The sequence below is a fragment of the Pedobacter ginsengiterrae genome, assembly GCF_039537385.1.
Classification (GTDB): domain Bacteria; phylum Bacteroidota; class Bacteroidia; order Sphingobacteriales; family Sphingobacteriaceae; genus Pedobacter; species Pedobacter ginsengiterrae.
The window spans coordinates 355,098-376,252 of the sequence record NZ_BAABAK010000020.1; the positions used below are offsets into that span (position 1 = coordinate 355,098).

Here is a 21,155-nt window from a genome sequence, read left to right on the forward strand (position 1 = left end):
TCGTTGCGTTTCAGTCTAAAAGACGATTTTGATTTTACGACTACGGCCTTGGTTTGGTGTCCACACGAACCAATCATCTGCAAATTTATGAATCATTTTCATAAAACTTTGCAGATTTTTTTTGCAAGTATTTCTGTTGTGGGGGCAGGTTTAAAGAGAAAGTAACGATCTCAAGTAATAACAAATGCGCTTCTTACGCAAACGTTTTCGTATCATTCTCATTACTAGGACTAATTGAATCTGCTTTTATTAATTTTATCAAAGGCTAAGTCAGCCATTTAAAACCAGCTTTTACACTGTTGTGAAAGCTTTTTTAAACATAAAAATACTAGCCAAACTTAAAATAATGATGAATTTATTTCTAATACTTCAACGAAACCAAAAAATGCTGCTTTCCTTTTTTTTGGTTTTATCAGCAACATATAGTTATGCTCAAGATGAGCAAAAAGAGAAGGAGCCAATTAAAATAGTTAGTGCTAAAAAAATCAATTCAACTACTGTTGAGGTACTGTATGCGAATAACGAAAAACTGCTCTTCGATTTTTATAACGAGAATATTTTTCGCTTGTTTCAAGATAATACAGGAGGAGTTCTCCGTGATCCAGCAGCAAAACCTGATGCTAAAATTTTAGTCGATAATCCAAGAAAATCACTTTCTAGTCTTTCGTTTAAGGATGATAAAAGCCAAATTTCCATTACAACAAATTTGGTTGATGTAGAGATAGATAAAAATACTTCGCTACTTAAGGTTATAAATCTAAAAACCAAAGCCACGGTATTAGAATTATTAAAACCAATTGCGTTCGAAAAGAAAGGTGTGGTGTTAATTTTAAAAGAAAATCCGCAAGAATACTTTTATGGTGGAGGTGTTCAAAATGGTCGTTTTTCTCATAAAGGGGAAGCTATTGCTATCGAAAATCAAAACAGCTGGACAGATGGGGGCGTAGCCTCTCCAAATCCATTTTACTGGTCTAGCAATGGCTATGGCATTATGTTTTATACTTTCAAAAAAGGTAAGTATGATTTCGGGTCGAAAGAAAAAGGAATTGTAAAATTAACTCACGAAACCAATTACCTCGATTTATTTGTAATGGTTAATGCTGGTGCAGTTCCTTTGTTAAATGATTTTTATCAATTAACGGGCAACCCAGTTCTTTTGCCAAAATTTGGATTTTACGAAGGACATTTAAATGCTTACAATCGCGATTTTTGGAAAGCAGATTCTACAGGTATTACGTTCGAAGACGGAAAAAAATATAAGGAAAGTCAGAAAGATAACGGCGGAATAAAAGAATCGCTAAACGGGGAGAAGAATAATTATCAGTTTTCTGCTCGGGCAGTTATCGATCGTTACAAAGCGCACGATATGCCACTTGGTTGGATATTGCCAAATGATGGCTATGGCGCTGGTTATGGCCAAACCCAAACTTTAGATGGAAATATTCAAAACTTGAAAAGTTTTGGCGATTACGCCAGGACAAATGGTGTTGAAATTGGCTTATGGACACAATCAGATTTGCATCCGAAACCTGAGGTAAGTCCGCTTTTGCAAAGAGATATAATTAAAGAAGTAAGAGATGCAGGCGTTCGCGTACTGAAAACCGACGTGGCTTGGGTTGGTGCTGGTTATTCTTTTGGTTTAAATGGTGTGGCCGATGTTGGAAAAATAATGCCTGATTATGGAAAAAATAGCAGACCATTTATTATTTCATTGGATGGCTGGGCAGGAACACAGCGTTATGCAACCATTTGGAGCGGCGATCAAACTGGTGGTGTTTGGGAATATATCCGTTTTCATATTCCAACTTATATCGGTTCAGGTTTATCAGGTCAACCGAATATTACCTCTGATATGGATGGTATTTTTGGTGGCAAAAGTCCAATAATTAATGCTAGAGATTTTCAGTGGAAAGCTTTTACCCCCATGCAGTTAAATATGGATGGTTGGGGCTCGAACGAAAAATATCCACATGCTTTGGGAGAATCTGCTACATCGATTAACCGAACTTATTTAAAACTGAAATCGGAGCTTTTACCTTATTCTTACAACATTGCAAAACAGGCATTAAATGGTTTGCCAATTATGCGGGCCATGTTTTTAGAATATCCGAATGCTTATACTCAGGGTAAGGCAACGCAATATCAGTTTTTATATGGACCATCATTTTTAGTTGCGCCAATTTATCAAGCAACAAAAGCAGATGAAAAAGGAAATGATATTAGAGATGGAATTTACTTGCCAGAAGGCGTTTGGATTGATTATTTCACAGGTGAAAAATATGATGGTAATCGAATCCTTAATAACTTCGATGCCCCAATTTGGAAACTGCCTGTTTTTGTAAAAAATGGAGCGATTATTCCGATGGTTAATCCTAATAATAATGTTTCAGAAATCAATAAGAAATTACGGATATATGAGTTTTATCCAGCTGGAAAAACTTCTTTTACAGAGTACGACGACGATGGTACAACTGAAGCTTATAAATATGAGAAAGGTGTATCTACTTTAATAGAAAGCAATGCGGATGACAAGTTAGATATTCATATTCACGCTGCACAAGGTAGTTTTACTGGCTTCGAAAAAGTAAAAGCTACCGTTTTACGTATCAATCTAACCGAGAAACCTAAGTCTATTTCTGCTAAAATTGGAAAACAGAAGGTTAAACTTAAAGAAGTTAATTCGTTGGGCGATTTTTCAAAACTGGAAAACGTTTATTTCTACGATGTTGCTCCAAATTTAAATCAATTTGCCACAAAAGGTAGCGATTTCGAAAAGCGTGTTTTAACTAAAACCCCTCAATTGTTGGTGAAATTAGCAGCTGCTGATATTACTTTGAATGAAATTTTAGTAGAAGTTCAAGGTTTTGTATTCCAGCCTGTAAATAAACAAAAGATAAAAACAGGATCGCTATCCGCACCAAAGCATATAGCAATACCCGATAAAAATAGTGAAGCTTTTAGCTTAAAACCAAGTTGGAGCAAAGTGGATAACGCTGATTATTACGAAATCGAATTCGACAATATGAATTACAGTACCATTAAGGATACGACATTGGTTTTCGATGGCTTAAACCCTAAAACCGACTATTCATTTAAGATTCGTGCTGTAAATAAAGATGGGAATTCGAATTGGGAAACATTTAGTGGGAAAACAAAACCCAACCCTTTGCAATTTGCCATTCAAGGCATTGTTGGCGAAACTACCGCCAAAAATCAGGAGAGCTCAGGCATTGAAAATCTTTTCGATTTCGATGAAAGTACTATTTGGCATACTGCATGGGGCACTAAATCAGTTCCTTTCGATTTGGTGATGGATTTGAAATCAGTTAATCAATTAGAGAAATTTAACTACGTTCCTCGCTGGGGCAGAGGGAACGGTATTTTATTAAAAGGTACAATTTACTATAGCAATAATAAAGAAACGTGGACAACCGCAGGAACTTTTGAATGGAAAAATAATGGCGATGTAAAAACCTTTGCCTTTAGCGGCCAGCCAAGCGCGAGGTATATTAAAATTGCCATTACCGATGCTGTAGGTGGCTTCGGATCGGGTAGAGAGTTATATGTTTTTAAAGTGCCTGGAACAGAAAGTTATTTGCCTGGCGATATTAACAATGACCGTTTAATTGATAGAAATGATTTAACCTCGTACATTAATTATACTGGACTGAAAAAAGGTGATGCCGATTTTGAAGGTTATATAAGCAATGGCGATATAAACAAAAATAATGTAATCGATGCTTATGATATTTCTGTTGTGGCTACCCAGTTAGAGAGCGGAGTAGGAAGTAATAACATAGATAAAGTTTCTGGTAAAATTGAAATTTCAACTTCAAAACAAGCTTATAATAAAGGTGAAACGATTGAAATTAAAGTGAAAGGGACTGATTTACATTCGGTAAATGCACTGGGTTTTGCTTTGCCTTACAATTCGCAAGATTATGAATTTGAAAGCATAAAAATAGTTGGAACAAAAGCTATGGAAAACCTAACAAACGATAGGCTACATACGGATGGTAAGAAAGTGCTTTATCCTACTTTTGTTAATGTCGGCGAAAAAGAAACACTCAATGGTACGCAAGAATTGTTTATTATAAAACTGAAAGCTAAGCGAAATATTAAATTTGATTTAAAAGCTGTTGATGGATTGCTTGTTGATAAGAAGCTGAATTCGGTTAAATTTTAAGATTACAATAATCGTTATTGTGAGGTACGAAGCAATTTATTTTGTTGCAAGGATTACTTCGTACCTTACAATGACGACATTTTTGTTTAATTTTTCTTTGTCATTCTGAGGAACGAAAAATCTCCAGGCAATGAAAAACTACCTTATTAAATTACCAAACTAATTTACTTCGTTAAATTTTAGACAGTGCTAATCGATTGTAGATTCTTCATTTGCATTCAGAATGACACATTTTGTAAACTGACAGAGCGTAATAAGTTCAACTAAACTGTCCAAAATGCCATAAATTCCCTGCAGGATCATGTAAAAAACATTCACTTCCCCAATCTTCATTTCGAATTGGTGTTACTTTAACATTATATTTTGCGGTTAAATCTAAAGCTAAAAGTTCCTGATAAAAACGAGATACATCATCAACCTCCATAAAAATCATGGTATTATCTACCCAATCTTTAACGTAGGCATTTTGCAAGTAAAAAGCCATTGCTCCACTTTTAAAAACAGACATTTGATTGCCTAAAGTAATTTCTTCGAAACCTAAATCGCGGTAAAAACTTCTCGATGCTTCGAAATCTTTAGCACCAATAAACGGACGGATTGATTTTGCGTTGTGATTCATTTCTTTGTTTTGAGAAAACTAATATAGCGAAATAACAATTAGGCGTTTTACAACTTTACCTAGTAGCAATAGTTTTTGTTATTTAAACGGGATTGAAGCGATATACTTTTAAGCTGTCATTCTGAGCGCAGTCGAAGAAAAAGCTAAAAGATACAGCGTAAAGCCCGACTAACGTTAATTTATTTGCGGAATTTGCTTTTCAAATCATTTTTAAACGAACTCCGATTAAACCTCATCAATATTTTTTAGTCAATAGAATGATTTTAAATAAATCGACTATTTTTGAAAAACTTAACATAGGTCAATAACAGATTACCGAACGTTAATATATCTTTGTATCAAATTATAAAAAACCAGAAAATGAAATTAAAAATCTCTTCAATCTTTTTATTAGTTGCAGTTGTGTCTTTATCAGCTTTTACAACTATTAAACCAGTTACTTACACTGTAGATGCAGCAAAATCGACCATTACTTGGGTTGGTAAAAAAGTAACAGGTTCTCACAACGGAACAATCGCTTTACAATCAGGTACTTTAAATGTTGATGGTAAAAAAGTTACAGGTGGTACTTTCACTATCGATATGAACTCAATTAAAGATGCTGATGGTAGTGCTAAATTAGAAGGTCACTTAAAAGCTGATGATTTCTTCGGTACAGCTAAATTCCCAACGGCTACTTTCGTTATTACTAAAGTTGCTGGTACAACTGTAGCAGGTAACTTAACTATTAAAGGTATTACTAAACCATTAAGTTTCCCTGCAACTGTAACTGTTAATGCTGATGGTACTGTATCTGCTTTAGCTGGTAAAATTGTTGTTGATAGAACTAAATACGACATTAAATATGGTTCAAAATCATTCTTTGATAGCATTGGTGACAAAGCAATTAACGATGAGTTTGAATTAGCTGTTAAATTGGTAGCTAAAAAATAATTATTCCTGTCTCGGAATTACGAAAGGTCTCGATGTAATCGAGACCTTTTTTTGCTAATTGATTTTTACCATCTAAGTTATATCTAAGATTTTAATAACAATTTTTAAAGAATATATAAACAAGCTAAGCTGTCCTAAGATTTCTCAGATGGTGATTTAATCTGTTTCATCGGATGCAGATGCTTCATTCAAGGGTGCTACAAGTAAAAAGTATTTTCGCTGCTTTCGGGTTTATGTACTTACTGAGCTACAAGAAATAAAGACTTTCAAACTGCAGGATTTGGCTAAAGCCCTGGTTACTTCATTTATTATCCGTCAGTTGAAACTGACGGCAATGAAATCATATTCAATTGCACTTTTGCTTTAGCTCTTTTGAACTTTTATTTAAGCTTTAATCTTTCCGCTTTAGTCTTTCACCTTTAATCTTTAATCTTTCCGCTTTTATCTTTCACCTTTAATCTTTTATCTTTCAGCTTTAGTCTTTCCGCTTTTATCTTTCAACTCAATTCCCCTTATCTAATCTTAAACCCGCCTTCAATTTCATCTACAAAACCAGTCGCTTGTTCTTTGCTGTGGTAAAATAAACATTCCCAGTTTTCGGCAGCTGCTCTTTTACCAAACTCTTTGCGTAATTCCATCGCTTTGCGGCCATCGAAATCGTACTTAGCAATAAAGTTTTTAATCAATTCGCCAGGTTCAGGTAAAACATCTCCACCAAAAAATACCTTTTGATTGCCCTCTGATAGAAGAAAAACCTGATGGTTTGGACAATGTGCTCCTGTAAATTCAAAAGCAATGGTTTCATCTAAATTTCCATCGCCTTCTACAAATTTAAGTTGAGCGTTGCGTTGTATAAACTCGAAAATATCTGTGTGGTAAGATGAAGAAGTGCTGCTGAAAGCAGTTTCCCATTCACCACGATTAATTACATATTCAGCATCGGGGAAACTTAGTTCTGTTTTATCGCCAAGTTTATGAATCATTCCGCCAGAGTGGTCGTAATGTAAATGCGACATTAAAACTTTAGTAACATCAGTAGGGTCGAAACCTGCATTACGAATATTTTTATGCAGAATTAATTCGCCATGATCATCACTAAAACCTAATCCAGTATCAAAAAGAACTAAGTCATTTTTTAACTCAACTAAAAAAGGTTGAACGTTTATAAATAAAGATGCTGGTCTATCTTTAAAGCTATGAATAGCAGAATCGAAAGGAACAAATTTCTTTGATGCATCGACTGAATATGTGCCTTCGAATAGGGTGTGAACTTGCAAAATATGAAGATTTAATTTGTACAGCAAAGTTAACAATCTATTTGCTTATTCGTTTTCGTATGTGAGTCTAAATTATGTAACCGTATTTAATTAAAATGTATATTTACTGTTCGGAGATATAATAAATGGAAAAAAGATGGGTGCAATCGTCAAATTGTAATGATGATACCATAACAACAATAGCAGAACAACTCAATATAGATAAATCGCTTGCACAAATATTAGTACAAAGAAATATTTGTGATTTCGATTCGGCAAAAGACTTTTTTAGACCTGATTTAGACCATCTTCACAATCCTTTTTTAATGAAGGATATGGATTTAGCAATCGAAAGAATTGAATCAGCTTTAGCTACTCATGAAAAAATTCTGATTTATGGCGATTATGATGTCGATGGAACAACTTCTGTTGCATTAGCTTATAGTTTCTTTTCTCAACTCACTAAAAATATCGAATACTATATTCCAGATAGATATTTGGAAGGATATGGCATTTCTAATGCTGGAATAGATTATGCAAATGAAAATGGTTTTTCGCTAATTATTGCGTTAGATTGTGGCATAAAATCCATTGATAAAATTGATTATGCAAATACTTTTGGAATCGATTTCATTATTTGCGATCACCATTTACCTGGAGATGAGCTTCCTAAAGCTGTAGCTGTTCTCGATCCAAAACGTTTGGATTGCGAATACCCGTTTAAAGAACTGGCTGGCTGCGGAATTGGTTTTAAACTGGCTCAGGCTTATGCACAAAAGCATAATTTACCCAAAGAAACCTATTTGCAATATCTTGATTTAGTGATGGTAAGCATTGCTGCAGATATTGTGCCTGTAGTTGGCGAAAACAGAATTTTAGCTTATTATGGCATCAAAAAACTCAATACAAATCCATGCGAAGGTTTAAGAGCTTTAATGGAAGTTTCGGGTAAAACCGAAAACTACACAATTACCGATGTGGTTTTTACTTTAGGTCCACGGATTAATGCTGCAGGTAGAATAGATCATGCAAAACACGCCGTAGCTATGTTGCTTTGCCAGGTTGATGGCAATTCATCAGAACAAAGCGAGCTGATCAACTTAAAAAATACCGAACGTAAAACTTACGATCAGGATATAACCCGAGAGGCTTTGGCTTTGATAGGCGACAGCGAAGTTTTAATTAATAAAAAAACAACCGTTGTTTTTAATGAAAACTGGCATAAGGGTGTAATTGGAATCGTAGCGTCGCGCTTAACAGAAAAATATTATCGACCAACGATCGTTTTAACCAAGTCGAACGGACACGTGGCAGGCTCTTGTCGCTCGGTTGTTGGTTTCGATTTATACGAAGCTTTAAGCGGTTGTGCACATTTGCTCGATCAATATGGTGGACATAAATTTGCCGCAGGCTTAACCATGCAGGAAAGTAATGTTAATGCCTTCGCTGATAAATTTGAAGAAATTGTTTCCGCAAGTATTACTGATGAGTTATTAATCCCAATGATCCGGATTGATGCGGAAATAGATTTGGCTCAAATTGATGGTAAATTTTATCGTGTTTTGGCACAAATGGGCCCTTTCGGACCAGAAAACATGGCACCTATTTTTGTAACACATAATGTTTATTTAGCTCAGCACGCAATGGTAGTTGGCGCAAATCATTTAAAAGTTAATATAAAACAACAAAATTCGAGTATTTTTGAAGGCATTGCTTTCGGACTAGCAGAATTTGAAAAACTTTTACAACCAAAAGTACCTTTCTCTGTTTGTTATACTATTGAAGAAAATGTGTGGCGTGATAAAAAACGTTTGCAATTAAATATTAAAGGAATAAAAGTTAATTAGTAAATCTACAAAAGATGTCATCCTGAGTTTATCGAAGAACTCAACAACGACATCAACTGTTAAGTTATATATGATATTAAGAGCCGAAAATCTGGTTAAAAAATATAAGCAGCGTACTGTTGTAAACGATGTTTCTTTTAATGTAAGCCAAGGTGAAATTGTTGGTTTATTAGGACCGAACGGTGCTGGTAAAACAACCTCATTTTATATGATTGTTGGTTTAATTAAGCCAAATGAAGGTCGCATATTTTTAGAAGAAGAAGACATTACCGAAGATGCAATGTATCGCCGTGCACAGAAAGGAATAGGTTATTTAGCTCAGGAAGCATCGGTTTTCAGAAAACTTACAGTAGAAGATAACATTCTTGCCATTTTGGAAATGAGCAACATGAGCAAGGAAGAACAGAGGGATAAACTGGAAGAATTAATTAACGAATTCAGTTTACATAAAGTTCGTAAAAACCGCGGCGATTTATTATCTGGAGGCGAGCGAAGACGTACAGAAATTGCCCGTGCTTTGGCTGCAAATCCTAATTTTATCCTTTTAGATGAGCCTTTTGCAGGTGTAGATCCAATTGCTGTTGAAGAAATTCAAAGTATTGTAGCGAAGCTTAAACATAAAAATATTGGTATTTTAATTACCGATCATAACGTGCAGGAAACCCTTTCGATTACCGATCGAGCATATTTACTTTTCGAAGGAAAAATTTTAGAGCAGGGCGTTCCCGAAGTGTTAGCCGAAAACGAAATGGTAAGAAAAGTTTATCTGGGTTCGAATTTTGTTTTGAAGCGTAAGAATTTTGATGTTTAATATTAACCACAAATAAGGATGTGCACTGATAATATGACTTCAAAAAAAGAGATGAAATTAATTATAACACAAATAAATCAATGTTTATCTGTGTTCATCAGTAGTAGAAATCAGAAGTTTAGGGGTTAATATGGCATTTGTAAATTCAATTTTTACCTGGCTAATGAAAAAGCGGATCCATCAGATCGAGCTTTTTATGAAATATCCTCACGATGTTCAGCAGGAGTGGTTTCATACTTTAATAGATAGTGCTGAAAATACCGAGTGGGGAAAAAAATACGATTACAAAACGATTCTAACCACTTATCAATATCAGGAACGGGTTCCAATTCAAAATTATGATACGTTAAAGCCATACATCGAGCGAATGCTGAATGGCGAGCAAAATATTTTATGGCCATCCGATATAAAGTGGTTTGCAAAATCATCGGGAACTACCAGTGATAGAAGTAAATTTATACCAGTTTCGGAAGAATCTTTAGAAGAATGCCACTTTAAGGGCGGCAAAGATATGCTTTCCATTTACTGTAATAATCGGCCAGATAACCAGATGTTTACTGGAAAGGGTTTGGTTTTGGGTGGAAGTCATCAGGTTAATCAACTAAATGAAGATTGTTTTTACGGTGATTTATCAGCCGTGCTGATTAAAAACCTACCAATTTGGGCTGAGTTTTATCGCACTCCAGATATGTCTATCGCCCTGATGGATAATTACGAAATCAAGATGGATAGAATGGCTGAAGCTACCATTCAGGAAAATGTTACCAGTATTTCGGGTGTGCCAACATGGACAATTGTTTTAGCTAAAAAGGTTTTAGAACTCACAGGTAAGAAAAATCTGCTTGAAGTTTGGCCTAATTTGGAGCTTTACGTTCATGGTGCTGTAAATTTCGGGCCCTATCGCGAGCAGTTTAAGCAGTTAATTCCATCTGATGATATGTATTATCTGGAAACCTACAATGCATCAGAAGGTTTTTTTGGTATTCAGGATCAGGATAATTCAGAAGAAATGCTTTTAATGCTTGATTATGGTATTTTCTATGAATTTGTTCCGATGGAAAACATTGGGGATGAAAATCCAAAAGCATTGTTGTTGGGCGAGGTAGAGTTGCATAAAAACTATGCAATTGTGATATCTACCAATGGGGGATTATGGCGCTACATGATTGGCGATACGATTCAATTTACTTCGTTAGCACCGTACCGAATAAAGATAACTGGCCGAACCAAACATTTTATTAATGCGTTTGGCGAAGAAGTAATTATCGATAATGCCGAACAAGCTTTAACAAAAGCCTGCGGCGAAACAGGTGCAGAAATTAAAGATTATACAGCAGGACCGATTTACTTTAAGGATGAAAAAGCTGGTGGACACGAATGGATTATTGAGTTTGATAAACAACCCAACGACTTCGAGAAATTTATCGATGTGATGGATAAAACCTTACGCGAGGTTAATTCTGATTATGATGCAAAGCGATTTAAAGATATGGCTTTATGTCGTCCAAAAGTACATAATGCCCCTGCCAATACATTTTACAATTGGTTAAAAGCTAAAGATAAGTTAGGCGGGCAACACAAAGTTCCGCGTTTAGCCAACGAGCGGAAGTATGTAGACGATATTTTGGAAATGATAAAAGCGCAGTAGATTAAATATTTTATTCCCTATTTAATCGTTTTTTAATAAAGCAATTATGAAATTGGACAGGCAGAAAATATTAGATTTCTTCAAAAAATCAGAAAGCAAAGCTTCGGTTATATTAAAAGATAAAGCCAAAGCTGGCGATACCATTAAAGAGGCGCTGGGTAAAGCCGTTACGAATAAAAGTGATTTGGAAGGTGTTTGGGCAAAAATGCTGTTGCTCTTTGCCGTTGCAAAAGATTATGTAAACGGAGATTACACCGAAATCCCTAAACGCTCCATCGTAGCCATTCTGGGTGGATTAATTTATTTCCTTTCTCCAATTGATGTTGTACCAGATTTTGTGCCTGTTTTAGGTTTTATTGATGATGTTTTTATATTAAATCTCGTTTATAAACAAGTTATTAAAGATCTGGAGCGGTATAAAATTTGGAAGGATAGTCAGCTAAAAAATAGTCGGTACAATTGATGAATCTAATGCATAGCTTTTTAGATTGGTTAAGTCTACACCTGTTAAGTTGCCCATTTAAATCTCACTTCGGGATAGATTGCCCTGGCTGCGGCTTACAAAGATCAGTTTTAGCTTTGCTTAAAGGCAATTTTATCGATTCTTTTAAATTGTATCCTGCAACAATACCATTAATTTTTATCGTGGTTTTTACTTTTATTCACCTTAAAGTTGATTTTAAATTTGGCGCTCAACTTATAAAAATCACCTTTGTAGCTATTGCGGTAATTATTCTAATCAATTACATTTACAAAATATACAACCATCAACTTATAAACTAAATTAACTTTATGTCAGAAGAACAAGGAAATCCGCAAGAAAATCAACCTGTTAATCCAGTAAATAATGATGTTCCTGCATTTGGCTCAGTATCTCAACCGCCATTAACTCCGCCACCTTTTCAGCAAAATCCCCAGTTTAATCAATTTGGCGGACCGCAAAATTTACCAAACTCAACTGTCGCTTTAATTTTAGGGATTTTATCAATTCCAGCTTGTTGCTGCTACGGGTTAGGCTTAATTTTTGGAATTATCGCTTGGGTTTTAAGTGCTGCGGATATTAAAAAGTATAATCTTAATCCTGCTAATTACTCAATATCCTCATATAAAAATACTAAAGCAGGTAAAGTTTGTGGCATAATTGGTTCAATCTTAAGTCTACTTTATATCATCTGCCTTGTTGCTATGCTAATTTTATTTGGTTGGGCTGCACTAAGAGATCCAGAAGTTATGAAAGAGCTATTGAGAGAGAAAGGGTTACAATAAATAAATTTACCTTAAAAATATAAATCGAATGGCTCATGCTGTTCGATTTTCTTATTTTTGTACCGTAGAAATTGTAAATAAAAAATTAAAGATAATGTATCCAGAATATTTAGTAGAACCAATGCGTAAGGAATTAACTAACGTTGGTTTTGAAGAATTAAAAAATGCACAAGAAGTAGATCAAGCCATTAAAGGCGAAGGAACTGTTTTAGTAGTCGTAAACTCGGTTTGTGGTTGTGCAGCAGCAAATGCTCGCCCGGCAGCAAGAGCAGCGGCAGCACACGAAAAACATCCTGATAAATTGGTTACTGTATTTGCAGGCATGGAAAGAGAAGCAGTAGATCAGGTAAGAAATTATATGATGCCTTTTCCTCCATCATCACCAGCAATGGCTTTATTTAAAGATGGTAAATTGGTACACATGATCGAGCGTCATCAGATTGAAGGCCGCCCTGCACAAATGATTGCCGATAACTTAATCGGTGCTTTTGAGCAATACTGCTAGTTTTTTGGCTTTTGGCTGGTTAGTTTTTTGGCTTTACAGGATTCTAACCAACCAACACCCAAACATTAAAAAAACTAATTAAAAATCTTTATTAAGCAGTTTCTCCAGTTCTCCAAAAGAAACATTCATTCTTACACGCCCTTGTTTGGCATAAGATATTTCTCCAGTTTCTTCCGAAATAATTACCGCTACAGCATCTGTAGTTTCAGAAACACCAATTCCAGCGCGGTGTCTTAGTCCAAATTGCGAGGGTAACTGATCGTTATCGGTTAGGGGTAAAATACAACTTGCGCTTTTAATTTTATTCTCAGAAATTACAACAGCACCATCATGCAGCGGACTGTTTTTCTGAAAAATACTTTCCAGTAAACGTTTTGAAATTTTAGCATCAACAACCTCGCAGCTATTGGCAAAAAATTGTTCATCGTAAAACTTAACAAATACAATTAATGCACCTGTTCGGGTTTTCTTCATCGTTTTACAAGCATCAATAATTGGCTTAATCCGTGTTAAGTTATTTCTTTCTATCTCTTTCCTGCCGAATAAATAACCCCACCAGGCTTTATTTTTTTGTAAAAAGGCATTTTTTCCGATTAGCAACAAGAATCTTCGAATCTCTGGATGGAAAATTACAATCAACGCGATAATACCAACACTCATAAATTTATCTATGATGGTGGTTAGCAATTCCATATGTAATCCTTTTACTATCCAGTAGAAAACCGTGATAATAAACATGCCTACCAATAAATTTACGGCAAGCGTGTTACGAATTAACGTATAAACGTAATAGATTAATAATGCAACTAAAATAATGTCAACGGCATCCGTTACAGATAATTTAAGAAAATCGAAGTCGAAGCTTTTCATCAATGCCAAGATAGTTGTTTTTTGGGAAAGTGTTTTAATTGATGTTAAATTGGTTAATTGTGGGAATTGTTTAGCTTTTATGTATTAATGTCTAATTTTTCAAAATCGATTTTCGTAATGCATTTAATTTATTAGTCAATTGGTCGAGCTTTTGTCTAAAAAGTATATAATCATCAGTTGATATATAACCCAAATCATGTGCCCCAATTATATGATTAATTGTTTCCACTGCACTTGCATAAGACATTGAAACAAAATGGGCTTTATCTTTAGCTGTGATGCGGGCTGAGCCTTCGGCTAAACAATCTCCAATGCTACTTGCTGATCTTTTAATTTGACTTGTTAAGCCAAAGATTTCATCTTTTGGGAAATTCTTGACAAGTAAGTAGATTTCTTTTCTGAAAACTCTGGCTATTTGCCAAGTCTCCAGTTTTTCAAATGAATAAATATGCATAATAATTTAATTAATCATTAATGCAATCCTAACAATAGGCAGATGTTTTGTTCTGCAGTTTTACAGTAGTAATTTATCAAATAACCAATTCAAACAAATAACAGTTAAGTTTTGCAGAAAATGGTAATTAACGATTTAAGCAAATAACCAATTTAAACAATTAACCCTTTTATCCCAGCATTTCCACTAGCTTCACACATTCAACAGCTTCTTTTACATCATGCACCCTTAAAATTTTTGCGCCTTTTTGGAGTGCAATGGTATTTAAAATTGTTGTGCCATTTAATGCTTCTGCAGCTGTATTTTTTAAAACTTTATAAATCATGCCTTTTCTCGAGAATCCTGCTAAAACAGGCAATTTGAAAATTTTAAATTCCTGCATTTGATTTAACAATTCGTAGTTGTGCTCAATCGTTTTTCCAAAACCGAAACCTGGGTCAATAATTACATCATGAACTTTTAGTTTTTTTAACATATCGATTTTCTTTACGAGATAATCAATAACGTCCAATAAAACATTATCGTAAATAGGATTTTGCTGCATGTTTTGCGGTGTACCTTGCATATGCATCATAATGTAGGGTACTTGAAGACGGGCAACGGTTTCGAACATTTTAGCATCCATATCGCCTGAAGCAATATCATTAATAATGTGTGCTCCTGCTAAAATTGTTTCTTCTGCTACCTTTGCTCTAAAGGTGTCGATAGAAATTATCGCTTCTGGAATATTTTTGTTTATTGCCTCAACTACAGGAATAAGTCTGCCAAGTTCTTCATCTGTTGAGATATCTTTTGCGCCTGGCCTTGAAGAATAGCCGCCAATATCAATAAAAGTTGCGCCATCATTTAAGAAAGTTTCCGTTTTTCTAAGCGCTTCATCAATCGAATTTGTTCGGCTATTGTTATAAAAAGAATCGGGCGTAATATTTAAGATGCCCATAACTTTAGGCTTACTTAAATCGAAGATTTTACCTTTAATATTTAGGCTTTGTTTTGGTTCAAAAAAGTTTTTTTCTGCCATATTAAACCCTTTCGGGATTTGGGTTTCGCTTTAAAAATGTATCTTTAGCTTTTGTTTTTCCACTACAAAAATACACTAAAACTAAATAATTATTGGCCTTGGCACAAACAAATACCTCTTCTGAATTCGATGCTGTGATTGCAGTTTGCAGATCACTATTTCTTAAAAAAACTAAAGATTATGGCACTGCATGGCGCATTTTAAGACCAAGCTCTATCACCGATCAGATTTTTATTAAAGCGCAGCGCATTCGTACTTTAGAAGAAAAAAAAGTAAGTAAAGTAGGCGAGGGCATTATTCCAGAGTATATTGGCATTGTTAACTATTGTGTTATCGCCATGATGCAATTGGAGTTAACGGAAAATGATCCATTAGAAGTGCCATTTGCAGAAGTACAATCGATATTCGATGGCAAAGTGCAGGAAACAAAGGATTTAATGTTTGCTAAAAACCACGATTATGGCGAAGCCTGGAGAGATATGCGAATCAGCTCTTTAACGGATTTAATTTTACAGAAAGTTTTTAGAGTTAAGCAAATAGAAGATAACGAAGGGCAAACACAAGTATCAGAAGGTGTAAATGCAAATTACCAGGATATGTTAAACTATTCGGTTTTTGCATTAATTAAACTAGGCGTAAAATAATGAAGAATATACTTTTAACCTTTTCCAGAATTTTTGTCGGGGTACTATTTATCTTTTCAGGATTAATAAAAGCCAATGATCCATTAGGATTTGGTTATAAGCTTCAGGAGTATTTTGATGTCTTTCATATTAGTTTTTTAAGTCCGATTGCTACGGGAATAGCGATTTTACTTTGCACTTTAGAAATTGTTTTAGGCGCATTGCTCTTGCTGGGTTTCTGGGGTAAAAAAGTTTCCTGGGGATTGTTGATACTTATCATTTTCTTTACCCTTTTAACTTTTGTTTCTGCCTTTTTTAAAGTAGTAACCAGTTGTGGTTGTTTTGGCGATGCCATTCCACTTACGCCTTGGCAATCTTTCGGTAAGGATCTTGTATTATTGGTGCTGATCGTTTATATATTCCTTAAAAAGGATTTTATTAAGCCTGCTGTCCAAAAGGCGAAATCGCAACGGAATATTGCAATTGTAGTTTCAGTTGTTTCGTTGCTTTTTGGTTTATACACCTATAATTTTTTACCCGTTATCGATTTTCTGCCTTACAAAGTCGGAGCGCATATTCCTTCTTTAATGGTTATCCCGCCAGGAGAAAAACCCGATGAGTTTCAAATCATGTATCACCTTAAAAATAAAAAAACCAAGGCTGAAAAAGACATGAGTGATAAGGACTACCTTAAAACTGAAATCTGGAAAGATGATAACTGGGAAATTGTTGGCGAACCTTCGAAAACATTGGTTAAAAAAGGGTACGAGCCTAAAATTAAAGATTTGATTATTACCGATGCATCGGGAACTGATTATACAAAAGAGCTGATCGAAAACCCGTATTATAGTTTGGTTTTTGTGGCTTATAACTTAAACGATACGAATGAAAAAGCTATTGGTGATTTAAATGCCTTAGCACTAAATGCCACGCAGCAATTTAATATCAGAAGTGTTTTACTTACCTCCAGTTCGGCTAGTGATGCAGAAAAATTCATCAAAAAATATAACCTTTTCTCTGAAGTTTTTTATGCAGATGCAGTTCCATTAAAAAGTATGGTAAGGGCTAATCCAGGTGTTTTGCTTTTAAAAAATGGAGTAGTTATAAGTAAGTGGCATTTTCATAATGTGCCAAGCTTCGAACAATTGGGCAGTAAATATTTTAGCAAATAATGTTAGGTTACGCAATAAAAAAACTCTTATACGGATTACTGGTTATGGCTGGGGTTGTATTGGTTGTTTTTGTATTGTTTAACATTTTGCCTGGCGACCCTGCAAGAATGACGATGGGGCAAAGAGCTGACGTGCAGTCGCTGGAAGCCGTACGTAAAGAGTTTGGTTTAGATCGTTCGAAACCTATGCAATTTGTTTTGTACATCAACGATTTATCTCCAGTTAGTGTTTTAGATAATGATAGTTTGACACAAAAAAAATATCACTACGCAAAACTTATTAATTTCGATAAAAAGGCCTTGGTGATAAAATGGCCATATTTACGAAGTTCTTACCAAACGAAAAGAGATGTTACGGCTATTCTTTCCGAAACTGTTCCGAATACTTTTATTCTGGCCTTAACCGCAATGATTTTTGCAACGCTAATCGGTGTATTCTTAGGCGTGCTTTCCGCAGTTTATAAAGATTCCTGGATCGATAAATCGGCCAATGCATTTGCTATTTTAGGCATTTCGGCGCCATCATTTTTCGCAGGAATTATAATCGCTTGGCTTTTCGGCTTTGTATTAAGTAATTACACTGGATTAAAAATGAGTGGTAGCTTATACAGTTACGACCCTTTTAACGGAGAAATTTTAACATTAAGAAATCTTTGGTTACCCATGATAACTTTAGGTTTAAGGCCTTTGGCAATAATTGTTCAATTAACTAGAAGTGCTATGCTTGACGTTTTAGCTCAAGATTACATTCGCACAGCAAAAGCAAAAGGTTTGGGTAGAAATGCTATTATCTACAAACATGCCTTAAAAAACGCAATGAATCCTGTTATAACCGCTATTTCTGGTTGGTTTGCGTCGCTACTGGCTGGTTCATTTTTTGTTGAATATATATTTGGATATAACGGATTAGGACGAACTACAGTAACCGCCCTCGAAATGTCTGATTTCCCTGTCGTAATGGGTTCCATTTTATTTATTGCCTTTGTATTTGTGGTGATAAATATTTTGGTTGATATTCTTTACGCGTATGTTGATCCAAGAGTTAAATTGGTTTAAAATGATTGAAGAATTTATTGCCTATACAAAACTAGCCGACACAAAGGTGATGGATGTTTTTTCTTCCATTGATAAAAATCTACCTGACGCAGAAAGATTATTTAGCCACATTCTGAATGCACAGCATATTTGGGCCAACAGAATTGTTGGGTTAAAACCTGTATTTGAAGTTTGGCAGGAACACGATAAACATAATTTTCAAGCAATTTCTAAAGACAATTTTGCATTGATAGAATCTTGCCTGGATAATTTATCGCTCGAAACCTTAGTTTTGTATTATGATTCTCGTGGCAATGAACATAAAAATACGATAGGCATCATGTTTATGCAGATGTTAAATCATTCAACTTATCATCGCGGGCAAATTGTGTCGATGCTTAAAGCTGCTGGAATTGAACCCTCAGCAACCGATTATATCTTGTTTAAACGTAATAACCTTTTATGATAATTTTTCTGATCGGCTACATGGGCTGTGGCAAAAGTACCAAAGCTAAACAACTTGCACATAGATTAGATTGCCCAGTAATTGATTTAGATGCAGAAATTGTTTCCAGAACAGGGAAAACAATTGCCGAATATTTCGAAGCTTTTGGTGAAAGCGGTTTCCGGGATTATGAAAGTGAAACGCTTAAAACACACAGCTATCCTGAACATTGTGTTGTAGCAACGGGTGGTGGATTACCTTGTTTTTTCGATAATATGGATTGGATGAATCAAAATGGCATGACCGTTTACCTCGAAATAGAGCCTGCTCAATTGGTATCTAGGTTGCAGAATCGACATAAACGACCTTTAATAAAGGATTTAGATGATGAGCAACTATTAGACTTTATAAATGTAAAACTTGCTGAGCGTAATCCTTTTTACACCCAGGCAAAAGTAATTGTTAATGCTTTCGATTTGGATGCAGAAAAATTAGAAGAAGCAATTAAAGAGCAAACAAATAGCTAAGCATTGCCCTCGTCTTCCTGCGCAAATTGTTCTTCAATATATTTTATTTTCGTTTTGCCATGTGGTGTTGGCTCGCCGTAATCGTTAATGTTTACGAAAACAATTTTATCAATTGTTAAAATACTTTTACGGGTAATTTTGTTTCTTACCTCGCAGCACATCGTAATCGAAGTTGTACCAAAATTTGTTGCTGTGATACCCATTTCAATAATATCGCCTAGTTTGCCTGAGCTAACAAAGTTAATTTCCGACATATATTTGGTTACTACCTTTGGGTTTTCAAGTTGAACAATAGCGTAAATTGCTGCTTCTTCGTCTATCCATTTTAAAAGACTTCCGCCAAATAATCCTCCGTTAGGATTTAAGTCTTCGGGTTTTATCCATTTGCGTGTGTGAAAATTCATAAAGTGATTTTTTATTGAAAGACATTTCAGATGCCTTGCAAGCAAATATATCCTTTTAGGCTTTGGGAAACTTCAGATTATCGTCAATAATTTTAGCAGATAATAAAGCCAAAGGAATTCCGCCTCCTGGGTGCACACTTCCACCGCAGAAATATAAATTTTCTATTTTTGAACTGAAGTTAGAATGCCTTAAAAACGCTGCAAACTGGTTGTTAGAGCTGTTGCCATATAATGATCCTTGATAAGAGCCTGTTTGTTGCTCAATGCTTCTTGGGTCGAGAATTTGCTCGCAAATAATATCTTCAGCTATGTTTTTCTTTAATAACCTGCTTAGCTTTTGAATGATATTTTGTCTTGCTTTAGCGATAAGTTCGTCCCAGTTTTGATCATTATTTGCAGGAACATTTATCATTACAAACCAGTTTTCGCAATTAACTGGCGCATCGTTTTTAATATATTTCGATGTGATGTTCAGGTAAATTGTCGGATCGGTATGAATTTTTCGATCATGCCATATTGCATCGAATTCTGTCTTGTAATTTTCTGCAAAAAAAATGTTGTGTAACCCCAATTCTGGATATTCGTTTTTTATACCCCAATAAAAAATTAGGGCAGAACTGCTTCTTTGCTGAGCAAGCAATTTTTCAGGTGCTTCAAATTTTGGGAGTAGGTTTTTGTAAGTAAACCAGATATCTAAATTCGAAACAACTAAATCAGCTTCAATGGTCGAGTTTTTAATTCTTATGCCTTTTACAACATCTGCCGAATAGATGATCTCTTCGACTCTGCAATCGAATTGAAATTTTACGCCCAAATCTTTGGCAAGCTTTACTAAAGACGTGATGATACTATACATCCCTTTATCAGGAATGAACGCACCAAAATGATATTCAAAATGCGGAATTACATTTAAAGTTGCAGGCGCCTGATACGGATTGGAACCATTATAAGTAGCATAGCGATTGAAAAGCTGAACAATTCGCTCGTCTTTAAAAAAGCTTTGATTTGCCTTATTTTGATCTCTAAAAGCATCGATTTGACCAAATCGGAGTGCCGATTTTAGCGTGTCCCAATGTAAATAACTTTTAAGTTTGTGTAAAGTTCTTTCTAAAAAAACCTTATGTGTTATCTCGTATATGGCTTCACTTTTAGAGAGGTATTTATAAACTTCACTTGCCGATGAATTGGTTTTTTGCTCAATTTCTTTGGCAAATTCATTTAGATCAGCTGATGCAGTTAAGTACAAGCCATCTTCATAGAAATACTTACAAATTTCTTCCAGTTTCTCATATCGAAAGTAATCCCTAGGATTTTTACCCGCAAGCGTAAAAAGTTCATCTACGTATTGAGGCATGGTAAATAAGCTCGGTCCAGCATCAAAACGAAAACCATCGATATTAATTTCAGTAAGTTTTCCGCCAGGATAAGAATTTGATTCGAAAACCGTTACTGCATAACCTTTTACCGCCAATCTTATTGCAGTTGCAATTCCTGCAATTCCCGAACCTATAATTATTGCTTTTGGCATTTAATG

General features: G+C 35.0%; 21 protein-coding genes. 14 read left to right on the plus strand and 7 right to left on the minus strand.

The window, feature by feature from the left end; genetic code table 11:
- Positions 1–346 precede the first annotated feature (346 nt).
- The gene (locus ABD692_RS20225) at positions 347–4,186 is read left to right on the plus strand and encodes a TIM-barrel domain-containing protein (RefSeq protein ID WP_344769887.1); all 3,840 of its coding nucleotides are present in this window, start codon (positions 347–349) and stop codon (positions 4,184–4,186) included.
- A gap of 259 nt (positions 4,187–4,445) precedes the next feature.
- Here the strand turns inward: ABD692_RS20225 and ABD692_RS20230 are convergent, their stop codons facing one another.
- A complete protein-coding gene (locus ABD692_RS20230) occupies positions 4,446–4,805 on the minus strand; it encodes a VOC family protein (RefSeq protein ID WP_344769889.1) in 360 nt (119 codons plus the stop codon).
- 360 nt (positions 4,806–5,165) lie between these two features.
- Between ABD692_RS20230 and ABD692_RS20235 the strand changes: the two genes are divergently transcribed.
- Positions 5,166–5,738, plus strand: a complete 573-nt coding sequence (locus ABD692_RS20235; RefSeq protein ID WP_344769891.1) for a YceI family protein — start codon at positions 5,166–5,168, stop codon at positions 5,736–5,738.
- A 512-nt stretch (positions 5,739–6,250) separates the two neighbouring features.
- Here ABD692_RS20235 and ABD692_RS20240 read toward each other — a convergent pair.
- A complete protein-coding gene (locus ABD692_RS20240; protein ID WP_316762645.1) occupies positions 6,251–7,042 on the minus strand; it encodes an MBL fold metallo-hydrolase in 792 nt (263 codons plus the stop codon).
- 98 nt (positions 7,043–7,140) lie between these two features.
- On the opposite strand from ABD692_RS20240, the gene recJ reads away from it, so the two are divergent.
- The 7 genes from recJ (at position 7,141) to ABD692_RS20275 (ending at position 13,071) form a co-directional block, all read left to right on the plus strand.
- The gene (gene recJ, locus ABD692_RS20245) at positions 7,141–8,841 is read left to right on the plus strand and encodes a single-stranded-DNA-specific exonuclease RecJ (RefSeq protein ID WP_344769893.1); all 1,701 of its coding nucleotides are present in this window, start codon (positions 7,141–7,143) and stop codon (positions 8,839–8,841) included.
- A 70-nt stretch (positions 8,842–8,911) separates the two neighbouring features.
- Positions 8,912–9,652, plus strand: a complete 741-nt coding sequence (gene lptB, locus ABD692_RS20250; protein ID WP_316762639.1) for an LPS export ABC transporter ATP-binding protein — start codon at positions 8,912–8,914, stop codon at positions 9,650–9,652.
- A 130-nt stretch (positions 9,653–9,782) separates the two neighbouring features.
- Positions 9,783–11,300, plus strand: coding sequence for a GH3 auxin-responsive promoter family protein (locus tag ABD692_RS20255; RefSeq protein WP_316762637.1), 1,518 nt, complete (start codon positions 9,783–9,785; stop codon positions 11,298–11,300).
- Positions 11,301–11,346: 46 nt separating this feature from the next.
- On the plus strand, positions 11,347–11,763 hold the full coding sequence (locus tag ABD692_RS20260) for a YkvA family protein (protein ID WP_344769896.1): 417 nt from the start codon (positions 11,347–11,349) through the stop codon (positions 11,761–11,763).
- Between the two features lie 8 nt (positions 11,764–11,771).
- Positions 11,772–12,083 (plus strand): DUF2752 domain-containing protein, encoded by a 312-nt coding sequence (locus ABD692_RS20265; RefSeq protein ID WP_344769898.1) that lies wholly within the window; start codon positions 11,772–11,774, stop codon positions 12,081–12,083.
- A 9-nt stretch (positions 12,084–12,092) separates the two neighbouring features.
- Positions 12,093–12,566 (plus strand): CCC motif membrane protein, encoded by a 474-nt coding sequence (locus tag ABD692_RS20270; protein WP_344769900.1) that lies wholly within the window; start codon positions 12,093–12,095, stop codon positions 12,564–12,566.
- A gap of 94 nt (positions 12,567–12,660) precedes the next feature.
- Positions 12,661–13,071, plus strand: coding sequence for a BrxA/BrxB family bacilliredoxin (locus ABD692_RS20275; RefSeq protein WP_316762628.1), 411 nt, complete (start codon positions 12,661–12,663; stop codon positions 13,069–13,071).
- Between the two features lie 78 nt (positions 13,072–13,149).
- Here ABD692_RS20275 and cdaA read toward each other — a convergent pair whose 3' ends face one another.
- The 3 genes from cdaA to folP all read right to left on the minus strand — a co-directional run bounded on the left by cdaA (position 13,150) and on the right by folP (position 15,416).
- Complete coding sequence (gene cdaA / locus ABD692_RS20280; protein WP_316762625.1) at positions 13,150–13,941, minus strand: diadenylate cyclase CdaA; 792 nt, start codon at positions 13,939–13,941, stop codon at positions 13,150–13,152.
- Positions 13,942–14,032: 91 nt separating this feature from the next.
- The gene (locus tag ABD692_RS20285) at positions 14,033–14,395 is read right to left on the minus strand and encodes a four helix bundle protein (protein ID WP_344769904.1); all 363 of its coding nucleotides are present in this window, start codon (positions 14,393–14,395) and stop codon (positions 14,033–14,035) included.
- A gap of 169 nt (positions 14,396–14,564) precedes the next feature.
- Positions 14,565–15,416 carry a dihydropteroate synthase gene (gene folP, locus ABD692_RS20290; RefSeq protein ID WP_344769906.1) on the minus strand — a complete coding sequence of 284 codons (852 nt, stop codon included), beginning with the start codon at positions 15,414–15,416 and terminating at the stop codon, positions 14,565–14,567.
- 98 nt (positions 15,417–15,514) lie between these two features.
- On the opposite strand from folP, the gene ABD692_RS20295 reads away from it, so the two are divergent.
- Genes ABD692_RS20295 through ABD692_RS20315 form a run of 5 tightly spaced genes read left to right on the plus strand, consistent with a single transcriptional unit; the run spans position 15,515 to position 19,217 of the window.
- Entirely contained in the window at positions 15,515–16,060 is a 546-nt protein-coding gene (locus tag ABD692_RS20295) for a DUF1599 domain-containing protein (RefSeq protein ID WP_316762621.1), read from the plus strand.
- Positions 16,060–17,211, plus strand: coding sequence for a BT_3928 family protein (locus ABD692_RS20300; protein WP_344769908.1), 1,152 nt, complete (start codon positions 16,060–16,062; stop codon positions 17,209–17,211). The genes ABD692_RS20295 and ABD692_RS20300 overlap by 1 nt, the downstream gene beginning before the upstream one ends.
- A complete protein-coding gene (locus tag ABD692_RS20305; protein WP_344769910.1) occupies positions 17,211–18,266 on the plus strand; it encodes an ABC transporter permease in 1,056 nt (351 codons plus the stop codon). The genes ABD692_RS20300 and ABD692_RS20305 overlap by 1 nt, the downstream gene beginning before the upstream one ends.
- A 1-nt stretch (position 18,267) precedes the next feature.
- Complete coding sequence (locus ABD692_RS20310) at positions 18,268–18,711, plus strand: DinB family protein (RefSeq protein ID WP_344769913.1); 444 nt, start codon at positions 18,268–18,270, stop codon at positions 18,709–18,711.
- On the plus strand, positions 18,708–19,217 hold the full coding sequence (locus tag ABD692_RS20315; RefSeq protein ID WP_344769915.1) for a shikimate kinase: 510 nt from the start codon (positions 18,708–18,710) through the stop codon (positions 19,215–19,217). Before ABD692_RS20310 ends, ABD692_RS20315 begins: the two co-directional genes overlap by 4 nt.
- Here the strand turns inward: ABD692_RS20315 and ABD692_RS20320 are convergent.
- Complete coding sequence (locus ABD692_RS20320; RefSeq protein ID WP_316762606.1) at positions 19,214–19,621, minus strand: acyl-CoA thioesterase; 408 nt, start codon at positions 19,619–19,621, stop codon at positions 19,214–19,216. The genes ABD692_RS20315 and ABD692_RS20320 overlap by 4 nt on opposite strands.
- Positions 19,622–19,676: 55 nt before the next feature.
- Complete coding sequence (gene crtD / locus ABD692_RS20325; RefSeq protein WP_344769918.1) at positions 19,677–21,149, minus strand: 1-hydroxycarotenoid 3,4-desaturase CrtD; 1,473 nt, start codon at positions 21,147–21,149, stop codon at positions 19,677–19,679.
- Positions 21,150–21,155 lie beyond the last annotated feature (6 nt).